The organism is Bradyrhizobium sp. RDI18 (assembly GCF_043203335.1).
GTDB lineage: Bacteria > Pseudomonadota > Alphaproteobacteria > Rhizobiales > Xanthobacteraceae > Bradyrhizobium > Bradyrhizobium retamae.
In genome coordinates, this window is record NZ_JBICRN010000008.1 from 5,271,391 (window position 1) to 5,284,731 (window position 13,341).

The following is a 13,341-nucleotide window of genomic DNA, read 5'->3' on the forward strand; positions in this document are numbered from 1 at the left end:
TCGGATGATTACGCGGCCCGCTGCTTTTCATACGCTTTGAGATGCGTATAGGCGATGCGCAGCTTCGGCACCGGAATCTTCGCCGCGTCGGCGCGTGCGACGAGATCGCCGATCACATGATCGGCTTCCACCGGCAGTCCCGCTTTGATGTCGCGGAACATCGAGGCGGTCATCGGCGAGCCCTCGGTGGTCAACAAGCCGCTGGTACGCTGGAAGAACGGTCCCGTCGGCTCGTAGCCTGAGGCCTTTGCAATCGCGCTGCATTCATCGAGCATGCCGAGCAGAAAATCCTTGCCGCCGGCCACTGCCAGGATGTTGCCGACTGAGGTGCGCATCAGGCAGGTGGAGGCTGCGAGCGAAGCAAGGAAAACCCACTTCTCCCACATGTCCTGCATGATGTGTTCGCTGGCCGCGGCGCCGAACTTGCCGCTGTCGAACACCTTTGCAATGGCACGCACCCGCTCCGACATCGAGCCGTCGCGCTCGCCAATATTTAGCGATTGCATCGGCGCGAGCTGGACCACCTCGCGGGCCTCGTTGAGCGTCACCGCGATCGCGCAGAGACCGCCGAGCACGCGGTCGGCCCCGAATTTCTTGTCCAGCACGTTGAGGTGCAGCATGCCGTTGAGCAGCGGGATGATTGCGGTTTGCGGCCCGACCGCAGGAGCAAAAGATTGGATCGCATCCTCCAGGTCGAACGCCTTGCAGCTCAATAGCACGACGTCGAATGTCTCGGTGAGCTTGTCGGCCTGCACGGTCGGCGGGTTCTCGAGCGTCACGTCGCCGGCGGGGCTCCTGATGACGAGACCTGCGCCTGCGAGTTCGGATGCGCGCTTCGGCCGGACCAGGAACGTCACGTCGTTTCCTGCCTGAAGCAGCCTGCCGCCGAAATAGCCGCCGATGGCGCCGGCCCCGACCACGAGAATACGCATCGATCAACTTCCTTTATTGTTGGTTTTGGAAGGGGCGAATAGCGGATGGCGAGTAGTAAGATGCCGGCTGCAATCTACTCTCAACTATTCGCTATTCGCCACTCACAATTCACTTGCCTACCATGTGGTCTGATCTGAGCAGCTATTTGCCCGAAATCATTTCCTCGACTTCGCGAAGTTGTTCCTTGCCGAAGAACATTTCCTTGCCCACGAAGAACGTCGGCGAGCCGAACGCGCCGCGATCGACCGCGTTTTGCGTATTCTCGATCAGCCTGGCCTTTACATCCGCATCCTGCGATCGCGCCAGCAGCTTGGCAGCATCCAGGCCGGACGAGGTCAGCGCCTTGGCAGCGACTTCGGGATCATCCATCTTCTTTGGCTCGACCCACATGTGGTGGAAGGCAGCATCGACATATTTCTCGAACACGCCTTCGTGCTGGGCCGCCACCGCCGCACGCATCAGGTTCAGCGTGTTGACCGGGAAGAACGGGTTCCAGACATAGGGCTTGACCCCAAAGCGTTTCACGAAGCGCTCGGTCTCCAGCGCGTAGAATTCGCGCTTGTTCTTGATGCCGGCGAGCGTTTCCGCAGGCGACCTGTTGTTGGTGGCCTTGAAGATGCCGCCGAGCAGGATCGGCACATATTCGAACTTCACGCCGGTGCGCTTTTCGATCGCCGGAATCGCTTCATGGCTGAGGAAGGCGTTGGGGCTGCCGAAATCGAACAGGAATTGCGGATTTGAGCTCACGGCAGTCTCCTTATGTTTTGGCGCATTGTGACCGCGCCTATGGCTCGGCGCGATCGCTGAAGGCGAGCTTGACGACGTGGTCGCGGATATCGTCGGGCCAGCCGGCGACGAGAGCGACGAAGCGCCGCCGGTCATCGGCGAACAACGCCCGCGAGGCTTCCTCGAAGCCGGCGAGGTTGCCGGCCATCACCGACATGAAGCGATAGGCGGCATCCCTTGCCGCGCGGGCACGATCCGCATCGCCATTGGCACGACGCGCCTCGTCGACGAGCTTGCGCAACGCCACCGACGCGCCGCCGGGCTGCGCCCCGAGCCATTCCCAATGGCGCGGCAACAGCGTCACCTCGCGCGCGACCACGCCGAGCCTGGGCCGCCCCCGTCCGCGCGGCTCAATCGCCGCAGCCTCATCGGCTTCGACATCAGGAGGCGAGGCCGGTTGCGGCAGACGCGCAATTACGTCGCTCTCGGCCCCGCGAAGGTCGAGATCGATCGGTTGGCCGGTCGCGTCGGCGAATATGATGACCGGCAGCACGGCAGGCCGGCGGGACGCCTGCATCACCGCCAGCGCGACCTCGGCGAGTGGGCCGGCCGCCAGGCGTTGCGGGCCGATGAAAGCTGTGAACAGGGGGCGAGACGGGTCAGCCATTGGAGATACTCTGGATTTTCGTGCGTTATATTTACCCGGATAAATTTCAGATGTCAATATCACCCGGGTAAAATATGGCGTGGCCCCAAGGCCGTCTCGACTTTCCATCCTCCGGCTGGCACCAACGCCACGCCAACTCCAGGGGGACGCCATGCTGACGGTTCATCATCTCAACAATTCGCGCTCCCAGCGCGTGCTCTGGCTTCTCGAAGAGCTCGGCGTCGCTTACGAGATCGTCCGCTATCAGCGCCAGCCGGACATGCGGGCGCCCAAGGAACTGCGCACCATTCACCCGCTCGGCAAATCGCCCGTCATCACCGACAACGGCAATACGATCGCCGAGTCCGGCGCGATCTGCGAATACATCATCGGCACTTATGGCAATGGCCGCCTGATCCCGCCGCCGAACACGCCGGAGCGGCTGCGCTACACTTATTGGCTGCACTATGCGGAAGGCTCCGCGATGTCGCCACTGCTTTTGAAGCTGCTGTTCACGCTGATGCCGAAGCGTGCGCCTGCGCTGCTGCGGCCGCTGGTGCGCAAGGTCTCCAACACGGCGCTGACCACCCTGGTCAATCCGCAGCTCAAGCAGCACATGGATTATTGGGAGAGCGAGCTCGGCAAGAGCGAATGGTTCGCCGGCAATGAATTCAGCGCCGCCGATATCCAGATGAGCTTTCCGCTGGAAGCCGCCGCGGCGCGCGGCGGGCTGGAGCAGGGCCATCCCAAAGCGATGGCGTTTCTCGAACGCATCCACGCGCGGCCGGCCTATGCGCGCGCGCTGGAGAAGGGCGGGCCGTATGTGGTCGGGCGGTAACATCTCCTCGGTCATTGCGAGCCAATGGGTCGCGCGAACGCGCCCGATGATAGGTTCCGCGAAGCAACCATAGCCTCTAGCGCGACGTCTGCGCGGCGCCGCCTGAGGGCAGCGCCTGCACGGTGACGCCGGGCGGCGGCACGTCGTCGTCGGGGACGAAGAAATCCGACATCAACGGCACGGACCGATCGACGCGGTAGTGCTCGAAATCCCTGACGCCGGAGGCGTACAGCACCTTGTCGTCGATGCAGAACTGTCCGGTGAATTCCCGCGCCGGCCTGGTCAGGATCGCGTGCGCGGCGTCGCCCATGATCTCGGGCGTGCGACTGGCGCGCATCATCGCCTCGCCGCCGAGCAGGTTGCCGACCGCGGCGGTGGCGATGGTGGTGCGCGGCCATAGCGCGTTGACGGCGACGCCGACGGATTTTAACTCACCCGACAAGCCCAGCACGCACATGCTCATGCCGAACTTGGCCATCGTATAGGCGGTGGAATGCTCGAACCATTTCGTCTTCATGTCGAGCGGCGGCGACAGCATCAGTATGTGCGGGTTTTCCGCCTTCTTCAGATGCGGAATGCAGTATTTCGACACCATGAACGTGCCACGGGTGTTGATTCCCATCATCAGGTCGAACCGCCTCATGTCGGTTGCTTGCGAGTTGGTCAGGCTGATGGCGCTGGCGTTGTTGACGCAGATATCGATGCCGCCGAATTCGGCGACGGTCTGCTCGATCGCCGCCATCACCTGCGCCTCGTCGCGGATGTCGCACAGCACCGGCAGCGCCTTGCCGCCGGCGGCGCGAATTTCTTCCGCCGCGGTGTAGATCGTGCCCTTGAGTTTCGGATGCGGCTCGGCGGTCTTCGCCGCAATCGCGACATTGGCGCCGTCACGCGCGGCGCGAAGCGCAATCGCCAGCCCAATGCCGCGACTGGCGCCGGAGATGAACAACGTCTTGCCTTTGAGGGATGTCATCTGAAAATCTCCTGCGAAGGAACCATACTACGTAAGGGAGGCACCGTTCTCTAATGTCCCACCGCCGCCGCCCCTCTCGTCCGCGGATCGGGGGCGCCGAGCAGGCCGCCGGGCGTGACGGCGATCGAATTGGCCGAGGTCTGGCCAAGCGGCTCGATCACATGATGGCCCTTCTCCTTTAGCGCATCCAGCGTTTCCTGAGGGAAGCCGCGCTCCACGCGCACCACATCCGGCATCCATTGATGGTGCAGCCGGGGTGCGGCTACGGCGGTGGCGACGTCCATCTTGTAATCGAGCACGTTGACCACGACCTGCAGCACGGCTGAAATGATGCGGCTGCCGCCCGGCGAACCCGTCACCAGCACCGGCTTGCCATCCTTCAGCACGATGGTGGGCGACATCGACGACAGCGGCCTTTTGCCTGGGCCTGGCAAATTGGCTTCGAAGCCGATCAGGCCGAACGCGTTCGCCGCGCCGGGTGCTGCGGTGAAGTCGTCGAGTTCGTTGTTAAGAAGCACGCCGGTGCCATCGGCGACGAGGCCGACGCCATAGGAAAAATTCAGCGTATAGGTGTTGCTGACGGCATTGCCGGCGGCGTCGACGACGGAATAATGCGTGGTATTGCTGCCCTCGCGCGGCAGGCTCACGGATAGCGCGTCGGCCGGCGTAGCGCGCGCAAGATCGATGCTGGCGCGCTGCTTTGCTGCGTAATCCTTCGCGATCAGGATGTTCGCCGGCGCATTGACGAAGGCGGGATCGCCGAGATAGCGCGCCCGGTCGGCGTAAGCGCGCTTCATGGCCTCGATCATGACATGCAACGAGGGCGCCGAGCCCTGCTTCATGTCCGCCATGGGAAACCCTTCGAGAATGTTTAGCGTCTCCAGTAGCACCGTGCCGCCGGACGAGGGCAGCGGCATCGACACGATCTCGTAGCCGCGATAGCTGCCGCGCACGGGACTGCGGATCACCGCTTCATAGGATTTGAGATCGTCCGCCGTCATGATGCCGCCGGCATCGCGGACGGCTTTTGCCAGCCGTTCGGCAACCGGCCCCTGGTAAAATCCGCGCAGACCCTGCTCGGCAATCGCCGACAGCGTTGCCGCGAGATCCGCCTGAACCAGACGGTCGCCCTCTCGCAGCGCCGTGCCGTCGTCACGGGAGAACGCCTTGGCCGAGTTCGGCCAGCGTGCCATCCGGCGATACATGTCCGGCAGGGTGTCGGCGGTGTCGTCGGCGATCACGAAACCGTCTCGTGCGAGCTCGATGGCAGGCTTGAGGATTTGCGCGAGCGTGAAGCGGCCGGAGCCGTATTTCTCTAGCGCGAGTGCCAATCCGGCCACCGTGCCGGGCACGCCGATACCAAGCGCGGAATTGCGCGACTTATCGGTATCGGGCTTGCCGTCTGGTCCCAGAAAGATGTCGCGCGTGGTCGCGGCCGGTGCGGTCTCGCGATAGTCGATGGCGACGTCTTCATTGCGCTCGGCCGAATGGATCACCATGAAGCCGCCGCCGCCGATGTTCCCGGCGCGCGGGTAGGTGACGGCAAGCGCAAAGCCGGTGGCGACCGCGGCATCAACCGCGTTGCCGCCTTGCCGGAGAATGTCGGCGCCAACTTCCGCCGCGATCCTTTCCTGGGCGACCACCATGCCGTGCTCGGCTGGAATGGAGCGAACGGCGGAGGGGTCGAGGGACGAATGGAAGCCTCGCCGATCCTGCGCAAAGGCGGTCGTGCCGCAGGCGAATGCCAGCACGATTGCGGCAATCGCCTTGCGCCGGCTGATTTGAAAGATTGTCATCGAAAATCCGCCGCAGTTTGAGACTGTGTGGCGCGTGGGCAACAGCGCCAGCGTTGGTGACGCATGCTATATGGGTTCGGTTTCGGCACGCAAAACGCTTCGCGCGACTTTTGAAGGAAATATCCGGCATGGCGGTGATCGCTTCCGAGGCAGTTGGCGCCGAGATTCCGCGGGTTTATCCGCGCCGCGCCGCCGTCGTGAGCTGGATATTCTTCGATTGGGCCGCGCAGCCTTATTTCACGCTGATCACCACGTTTGTATTTGCGCCCTATTTCGCGAGCTTCGTCGCGCCGGATCCGGCGAGGGGGCAGGCGCTGTGGGGATTCGCCACCGCCGCCGCCGGCCTGGTGATCGCGCTGCTGTCGCCGGTGCTGGGTGCCATCGCCGACGCCAGCGGCCGCCGCAAGCCGTGGATCGCCGGCTTCGGGTCGCTTTTGGTGATCGGCTCCTGCCTGATGTGGTTCGGAAAGCCGGGCGACCCGAGCGTCATTCCGCCACTGCTGTTGGCCTATGCGATTGCGAGCATCGGGGTCGAATTCGCCACCGTGTTCAACAATGCGATGATGCCGACGCTGGTGCCGCCTGACAGAATCGGGCGGTTGTCCGGCACCGGATGGGCGACCGGCTATATCGGCGGTATCCTCAGCCTCATCCTCGTGCTCGGCTTTCTGGCGGCCAGTCCCGAGACCGGGCGTACATTGTTCGGCCTCGCGCCATTGTTTGGTCTCGATCCGGACACGCATCAGGGCGATCGCATCACCGGTCCCTTGACCGGCCTCTGGTTCGTCATTTTCGTGACGCCGATGTTCCTGCTCACGCCGGATTATCCGGCCAAGCGTCCAATCCGCGAGGCGTTGCGCGAAGGATTGAGCGGGCTCAAGCGAACGCTCGGCGAATTGCCGAAGCAAAAGTCGATCGCGACGTTCCTGCTCGCCAACATGATCTATACCGACGGGCTGGTGTCGCTGTTTGCCTTCGGCGGCATCTACGCCGCCGGCACGTTCGGCTGGCATACGATTCAGATCGGGACGTTTGGAATTCTGCTGGCGATCGCGGGCACCTTCGGAGCCTGGCTTGGCGGCAAGCTCGACGACAGGCTCGGACCCAAGCGCGTCATCGCCGGCAGCCTCACGATCCTGCTGCTTGCGCTCGCCGCGATCTTGCTGGTCGACAAGGATTCGATCCTGTTCGTGAAGGTCGCGCCACCGGCTCCGGGCGGCGCGTTGTTTTCCGGCGCCGCCGAGCGCGCCTATCTCGTGCTCGGGTGCCTGATCGGCGCGGCCGGCGGCCCGCTGCAGGCGGCTTCGCGCACGCTGCTGATCCGCCTCGCGCCGAAGGATCGCATCGCGCAATACTTCGGATTGTTCGCGCTGACCGGAAAGGTGACGTCGTTCATCGGTCCGCTCCTGATCGGCGCGATCACGGCCGTGACCGCAAGCCAGAAGGCCGGCATGGCGCTGCTGGTGGTGTTCTTCGTCGCGGGCCTGGCGCTGCTGTCGCGCGTGCGGGAGTGAGGGTAGACGACTGTAGCTACGCATGCGCTATATCCGGTGCGTGTCGACCTATCCGCGTCATTGCGAGCGCAGCGAAGCAATCCATGCCTCGGGGATAGATGGATTGCTTCGCTGCGCTCGCAATGACGCGGATATAGCTTCGCGATCTCGCGGCGTGTTTCGCCCGAGGTTTGCATCTTCTTTGTCCCTCTTGCAGATCAGAGAGGGCGCAGGGAAGACCGGGTGCTGGCTGCACCCGCGGTCTCGTGTGCCATTGCGCATCAAGAACACGCACACGAGCATACAGGTACAGCGGGAGCATCCCGGCCTTCCCTGCGCAATGGCTTTACGGCTTACTTCGTGCTCTTCCCGGAGAACGGCTCTTTTGCCTCCGTCGCCGATGGGATAATTCCCGCCGACTTAACGCCAGCACCGCGGCGCCCGAACCACACGACTTCGCCGTACGCTTCCGGCGCGTACGTCTAGCGCGCCATCCGCGTCCATCGCATCTCACCGCACGTTCGTGACGATCGCGAGCGCCCCTCAATGGGTGAGACGGGCGGAGTTATGCGACTGATTTGCTCTCGAAGTTAAGTGGAATATTTTTGATTCCCGGGCTTGACACGATTTCTGAAAATCAGAAGTGATTTGCCCGTCGTGCCATCGTGTCGCAGGCCGCTGCACGAATTACGCTTGCGTGCGCGGCAAATCAGTTCGTCGTCCTGGGTTTGCTCACCCTACGAACTTCGTCGTCCTGGGCAAGCGAGCAACGCGAGCGCGACCCGGGACCCGTACGCCGCGGCATAGATTATTTCGCGCGCGGGTAGACGGCTTTCTTCAATAACGCAAACTGGTGGTTATGGGTCCCTGCGTTCGCAGGGACAACGAACTAATGCCGGAAATGCCTGACGCCCGTGAACACCATGGCGATGCCGTGGTCGTCGGCGGCCTTGATGACTTCTTCATCGCGCATCGAACCGCCGGGCTGGATCACCGCCGTCGCGCCGGCTTCGATGCAGGCCAGCATGCCGTCGGCGAAGGGGAAGAACGCATCGGATGCGACGACAGAGCCTTTGGTCAGCGGTTCAGCGAGCTTCATCTCGGCCGCAGCATCCTGTGCTTTGCGAGCGGCAATACGCGCCGAATCGACCCGGCTCATCTGGCCGGCGCCGATGCCCACAGTGGCGAGATCCTTGGCGTAGATGATGGTGTTCGACTTGACGTGCTTGGCGACGCGGAAGGCGAATTTGAGATCGCGCAGTTCGGCGTCTGTCGGCGCGCGCTTGGTCGCAACCTTGATGTCCATGTCCTCAACCGCCGCATTGTCGCGGCTCTGCACCAGCAAGCCGCCGGCAACCGTCTTGGCGGTCAGGCCGACCGTGCGCGGGTCGGGCAGGCCGCCTGCGAGCAACAGGCGCAAATTGCGCCGGCTGCCGATGATCGAGATCGCCTCTTCGGTAGCGTCGGGGGCGATGATCACTTCGGTGAAAATGCCGATGATGGCGCGCGCGGCCTCCGCATCCAGCGTGCGGTTGACTGCGATGATGCCGCCATAGGCCGACGTCGAGTCGCAGGCGAGCGCGCGGCGATAGGCGGTGACGAGATCAGGTCCCTCCGCAACGCCGCAGGGGTTTGCATGTTTCACGATGACGCAGGCCGCGGTGCGCTTCGGATCGAACTCGCCGACGCATTCGTAAGCCGCATCGGTATCGTTGATGTTGTTGTAGGAAAGCTCCTTGCCCTGCAATTGCCGCGCGGTGGAGACGCCGGGCCGCTTGTCGGCCGTCGCATAAAACGCCGCGGTCTGGTGCGGGTTCTCGCCATAGCGCAAGGACTGAATCAGGCGGCCGCCGAAGGCGCGGAAATCCGGCGCATTGTCCTTGAGCTCTGTAGCAAACCAGTTCGAGATCGCGGCGTCATAGGCGGCAGTACGCGCATAGGCTTTTGCGGCGAGGCGGCGGCGCAGCCCGAGCGTCGTTGCGCCCTTGTTGGCCGCGAGTTCGTCGAGCACGGCCTGATAGTCCTGCGCCTCGACGACGACGGCGACATCGTCGTGGTTCTTGGCAGCCGCCCGGATCATCGCGGGTCCGCCGATATCGATATTCTCGATGCAGTCTTCGTAAGCAGCGCCTTTGTCGACGGTCGCCTCGAACGGGTAGAGGTTGACGACGAGCAGATCGATCGGCGCGATGCCGTGCGCCTTCATGGCGTCGGCGTGCTCCTTGTTGTCGCGGATTGCGAGCAGGCCGCCATGCACCTTCGGATGCAGCGTCTTGACCCGGCCGTCCATCATTTCGGGGAAGCCTGTGAGTTCGGAAACGTCCTTGACCTTCAACCCCGCGGCGGCGATCGCCTTCGCCGTGCCGCCGGTCGAGACCAGTTCGACGCCATGTCCTGCCAACGCCTGGGCAAGTTCGATCAGGCCGGTCTTGTCGGAAACGGACAATAGAGCGCGGGTTACGCGGCGCGGATGGTCGGTCATGGCTGGATTCCTGGCTATTAAGGCCAGCCCGGTAGCATGGATTCACCGGTCATGAAACCGCCAGAAGGCGTCAAATCCAGGTGTGGAAATCTGGCCGGGAAGGGCTCAGAGCGGCAATTCCGGCTCGCGCCGCGCAGTGCGCCGCGTGTTGGTGGCGCCCGCCGACGTGCTTGAGCGGACAAAGCTCCAGCGGATCGAGGAGGCGTGGCGGGAATCCTGGCGGATCACGATCTGGGCGGTGCGGCGCGGGCCGTCATTGCCGGCCAGAAACACGCTGTCCTCGAGATCGACCTTGTCGTCGAGCGCCTCGAAGGTCCAGACGTCGCGGTTGGGCAATACCAGCATGACGCCGCGCGCATCGCTGAGGCGGCTGGCCTTCACCGCGGGATGAAGATGAAACCGCAGCGCATAATCGGTCTCGGCGCCCTTGATGCGCGTCCCCGGCGCCGGCGCCACGGTGTCCTCGCCGTCGAGCCTTGCGCCGTCATGGGAGATCATCAGCACCCGGCGATGCACGACGCCGAAGCGTGCGAGGTAGCCGTCATGCGAGGTGGTCAGGAGATCGCCGTCGGCCACCGCCTCGCGGTAGCTTTCCACGTTGGCCGGACCGCTGACGACCGGCGCGCCCTGCAGCAGGCGCTTCATCGCAGACAATTCGACGAACTGGCACGAGGACGCCTCGTGATAGGTCAGGGTCGAATGCGCTGCGGTGCTGCGGGCAAAGGTGCGCCAATTATCCCTGCCGGTCGAGGGCATTCCGCAATTGACCACGATCCGGCTGGGACCCGAAGACAGTTCGAACGAGAGACACCCGGCGTGCGCTTCCTGGCTGACATTCGGCGGCGGCGGCGGGCCGCTATCGATGATGACGGTCGTGGTGCCGGCGTCGAGGCGCTGGAAGCCGGTATGCGGCATGTTCGCCATCGGCACGCCGTGCGTGTCGTCATAGGCGAGCAGCGTCGCCACCAAGTCCGAGGGCGCGTTGCTCATGCCGTTGAACAGCGCAAAGCTGCCGTCGCCATGACGGAAGAAGCGCAGCATCGGCATCATGCGGTCGATCGCATTCAACAGCGCGGGCGGCGGCGCGATGTTGCGGGCGGCAAAGGTCTGGCGCAGGGGCAGGAGGTCGCTGAGCAGTTCGACCAGCGCGCCGGGGTTGCGCGAGATGTGCCCGCCGTCGGGCTGGATCTGGCGCTGCAATTCGTCGGAAAGCCGTCGCGTGGCGGAGCGGATGTGCCGCGCCTGATTGGCCAGGCACAGCGAGGCGTAGCACAGCGCGATCAGGACCTGCAGCCGCGGCACACCGTCGGCGATGTCGAGCATCGTGTAGCGAAGATATCGAATTTCGCGGGTCAGCCCGCGCAGATATTTGCGATAGAATTTTCCGTCGGTGTCGCCGAGCACCAGCGGCGCCTGCGACAACAGCGAGATCACGCGGCGCGCCAGCACGTCGGGGCGGCGTTCGAGCGGCCGCTTGCGCGCCGGATTCGAGATCCAGTCGTCGACCAGCGAGCGGGCATTGGCGCGGGTCAGCGCGGTGTCGGCGGCGCGCAGGTGTCGCAGCCAGCCGAAGCCGAGCAGCGCGACTTCCCAATCTTCCGACGGCGGCTCGAGATCGAAGATCGAGCGGCCATGGCAGGTGACGATTTTGCCGGCGAACACGAAGCGGCCGGCATAGATTTCCGCGGCGCGGGTGGCGTCGGCGGTGCGCAGATCGTGCGGGGCGATGATCAGCCGGTCAGCGCGCCCCGGCCACAGCCGCGATACCGCCACCGTGGCGCCGGTCGCGCGCGCGATCACGGTCCGCGCCGAGCGGCTCATGATAAGCGTCGAGATGCGTCTGCGTTGAGCGACCGACACGCCGTGCCTTGGCTTAAGGAGAGGGAGGGGTATTCTGGCGAATCCTTTTAATCCGGAAACGCCGGTAAGACACCATCTTGAAAATCGACGAATCACCCGAAGGCAGGGTGATTCCGGTCTAAAATCAGGTTTTAACCAGCCGCGCTGCGTAAAATCCATCTAACCCGCCGAGCCGGGGGTCGTCATGGGGCAAATGGCAGGGAAGGGTGCGTAAATCGCCGCTTGCGGTCACGATTTCGCTGAGGCCTGCGACCTCGTCCACCTCGACCGGGACACGGCGCATGCCCGGTTCGGTAGCGAGCAGGGACGCGACGGCCTGCTCGCCTTCCTCGGGCTCCAGCGAACACGTACAATAGACCAGCGTTCCGCCCGGCTTGAGCAGGGCTACCGCCTTTTGCAGCAACCGTTTCTGTAGCGCGGACAGCGCCGCAATGTCGGCTTCCTGACGCAGCCAGGCGACATCGGGGTGTCGGCGGATGGTGCCGGTGGAGGTGCAGGGCGCATCCACCAGCACGCCGTCGTAACCGCCATTGCCGCTGCCTTGCCATTCGGCCGCATCGGTCACCACGTCATCGGCCTGCAGCGAAAGCCGGGCCAGATTGTCGCGCAGCCGTGCCATGCGCGCCGGCGAGCGATCGACCGCGGTGACGCGCGCGCCGGCGTGCGCGAGCTGCGCGGTCTTGCCGCCGGGCGCGGCGCAGAGGTCGACGATGCTCTTGCCGGCGACATCGCCGAACAATCGCGCCGGCAGCGCGGCGGCGGCGTCCTGCACCCACCACTGTCCCTCGGAGAAACCGGGCAGCATGGTCACCGAACCCTGCAGCAGCGTGCGCACGGTTCCGGTCGGCAAGGTTTCGCCGTGCAGGCGGCTCGCCCATTGCGCCGCGTCCGCCTTCACGGTGATGTCGAGCGACGGCTCGTGGCCGATGGCGCGCGCCATCTCGCGCGCGGTGGTCTCGCCATAGGCGCCGATCCAGCGCGTGAGCAGCCACGGCGGAATATCCAGCGTTTGCGATTTGACTTCCTCGATCAGCGGCTGTCCTTCGCGGGCGCAGCGGCGCAGCACGGCGTTGACGAGGCCGGCATACTTTGCGGCGCGCCGGTCCGATTGCACCAGCCGCACCGAAAGATCGACGGCGGCGTGATCCGGCACGTCCATCCAGAGAATCTGCGCCGCGCCGATCAGCAGCGCGCTCTGTGCCCGCGGCGCATCCGTCGGAATGCCGCGATCGAGCAGACGCGACAGCAAATGGCCGAGCGTGCCGAGCCGCCGCAGGATCGTCGCCACCAGCCGCCGCATCAACGCGCGGTCGCGATCGGCGAGCGCCTTCAGTCCGGGATGGGCGCCTGCGCCGTCGAGTTGGTCGTCGAGGGTACGATGCTTGTGCAGCACGCCGTCGAGAATATCAGCCGCGATCCGCCGCGCCGCGAGGCCGGGCACTTCTGAAGGTACTGCGAGATCTTGAAGGGGGCATGAAGCAGGAATGTCTCGGAAGGCGGAAAGGTTTCGGCTCATGCCAATGAAATGAAACGCTCATTTGGCATGCGAATATGCCAAATGTAAGAATCGCCACAGACAATTTCTCGATTGTGA

General features: G+C 64.2%; 10 protein-coding genes. 2 read left to right on the top strand and 8 right to left on the bottom strand.

Going from position 1 to position 13,341, the window contains the following annotated elements:
* Positions 1-8: 8 nt before the first annotated feature.
* The 3 genes from panE to ACFXS9_RS34580 all read right to left on the bottom strand — a co-directional run bounded on the left by panE (position 9) and on the right by ACFXS9_RS34580 (position 2,326).
* Positions 9-932: a 2-dehydropantoate 2-reductase gene (gene panE, locus ACFXS9_RS34570; protein WP_392697052.1), complete on the bottom strand. Its 924-nt coding sequence runs from the start codon at positions 930-932 to the stop codon at positions 9-11.
* A 142-nt stretch (positions 933-1,074) separates the two neighbouring features.
* Entirely contained in the window at positions 1,075-1,680 is a 606-nt protein-coding gene (locus ACFXS9_RS34575; protein WP_392697055.1) for a 2-hydroxychromene-2-carboxylate isomerase, read from the bottom strand.
* Between the two features lie 37 nt (positions 1,681-1,717).
* Entirely contained in the window at positions 1,718-2,326 is a 609-nt protein-coding gene (locus tag ACFXS9_RS34580) for a DUF2239 family protein (RefSeq protein WP_392697058.1), read from the bottom strand.
* A gap of 151 nt (positions 2,327-2,477) precedes the next feature.
* Between ACFXS9_RS34580 and ACFXS9_RS34585 the strand changes: the two genes are divergently transcribed.
* Complete coding sequence (locus ACFXS9_RS34585; RefSeq protein ID WP_392697061.1) at positions 2,478-3,143, top strand: glutathione S-transferase family protein; 666 nt, start codon at positions 2,478-2,480, stop codon at positions 3,141-3,143.
* A gap of 76 nt (positions 3,144-3,219) precedes the next feature.
* On the opposite strand, the gene ACFXS9_RS34590 is transcribed toward ACFXS9_RS34585, so the two are convergent.
* Both ACFXS9_RS34590 and ggt read right to left on the bottom strand, forming a co-directional pair.
* Positions 3,220-4,116 (bottom strand): SDR family oxidoreductase, encoded by an 897-nt coding sequence (locus tag ACFXS9_RS34590; protein ID WP_392697064.1) that lies wholly within the window; start codon positions 4,114-4,116, stop codon positions 3,220-3,222.
* A 50-nt stretch (positions 4,117-4,166) separates the two neighbouring features.
* Positions 4,167-5,912, bottom strand: a complete 1,746-nt coding sequence (gene ggt, locus ACFXS9_RS34595) for a gamma-glutamyltransferase (RefSeq protein WP_392697067.1) — start codon at positions 5,910-5,912, stop codon at positions 4,167-4,169.
* Between the two features lie 128 nt (positions 5,913-6,040).
* On the opposite strand from ggt, the gene ACFXS9_RS34600 reads away from it, so the two are divergent.
* Entirely contained in the window at positions 6,041-7,426 is a 1,386-nt protein-coding gene (locus ACFXS9_RS34600; RefSeq protein WP_392697070.1) for an MFS transporter, read from the top strand.
* A gap of 868 nt (positions 7,427-8,294) precedes the next feature.
* Here the strand turns inward: ACFXS9_RS34600 and purH are convergent.
* The 3 genes from purH to ACFXS9_RS34615 form a co-directional block, all read right to left on the bottom strand.
* Positions 8,295-9,887 carry a bifunctional phosphoribosylaminoimidazolecarboxamide formyltransferase/IMP cyclohydrolase gene (purH, locus tag ACFXS9_RS34605; RefSeq protein WP_392697073.1) on the bottom strand — a complete coding sequence of 531 codons (1,593 nt, stop codon included), beginning with the start codon at positions 9,885-9,887 and terminating at the stop codon, positions 8,295-8,297.
* A 105-nt stretch (positions 9,888-9,992) separates the two neighbouring features.
* On the bottom strand, positions 9,993-11,708 hold the full coding sequence (locus ACFXS9_RS34610) for a heparinase II/III family protein (protein WP_392697075.1): 1,716 nt from the start codon (positions 11,706-11,708) through the stop codon (positions 9,993-9,995).
* Positions 11,709-11,871: 163 nt separating this feature from the next.
* Positions 11,872-13,263: an RsmB/NOP family class I SAM-dependent RNA methyltransferase gene (locus tag ACFXS9_RS34615; RefSeq protein ID WP_392697078.1), complete on the bottom strand. Its 1,392-nt coding sequence runs from the start codon at positions 13,261-13,263 to the stop codon at positions 11,872-11,874.
* Between the last annotated feature and the right edge of the window lie 78 nt (positions 13,264-13,341).

Excerpts from the sequence above, each read along its gene's own strand:
- panE (WP_392697052.1), bottom strand. The coding sequence starts at position 932 with ATGCGTATTCTCGTGGTCGGGGCCGGCGCCATCGGCGGCTATTTCGGC.
- ACFXS9_RS34580 (WP_392697058.1), bottom strand. The coding sequence starts at position 2,326 with ATGGCTGACCCGTCTCGCCCCCTGTTCACAGCTTTCATCGGCCCGCAA.
- ACFXS9_RS34585 (WP_392697061.1), top strand. The coding sequence starts at position 2,478 with ATGCTGACGGTTCATCATCTCAACAATTCGCGCTCCCAGCGCGTGCTC.
- ACFXS9_RS34590 (WP_392697064.1), bottom strand. The coding sequence starts at position 4,116 with ATGACATCCCTCAAAGGCAAGACGTTGTTCATCTCCGGCGCCAGTCGC.
- ggt (WP_392697067.1), bottom strand. The coding sequence starts at position 5,912 with ATGACAATCTTTCAAATCAGCCGGCGCAAGGCGATTGCCGCAATCGTG.
- ACFXS9_RS34600 (WP_392697070.1), top strand. The coding sequence starts at position 6,041 with ATGGCGGTGATCGCTTCCGAGGCAGTTGGCGCCGAGATTCCGCGGGTT.
- purH (WP_392697073.1), bottom strand. The coding sequence starts at position 9,887 with ATGACCGACCATCCGCGCCGCGTAACCCGCGCTCTATTGTCCGTTTCC.
- ACFXS9_RS34610 (WP_392697075.1), bottom strand. The coding sequence starts at position 11,708 with ATGAGCCGCTCGGCGCGGACCGTGATCGCGCGCGCGACCGGCGCCACG.
- ACFXS9_RS34615 (WP_392697078.1), bottom strand. The coding sequence starts at position 13,263 with ATGAGCCGAAACCTTTCCGCCTTCCGAGACATTCCTGCTTCATGCCCC.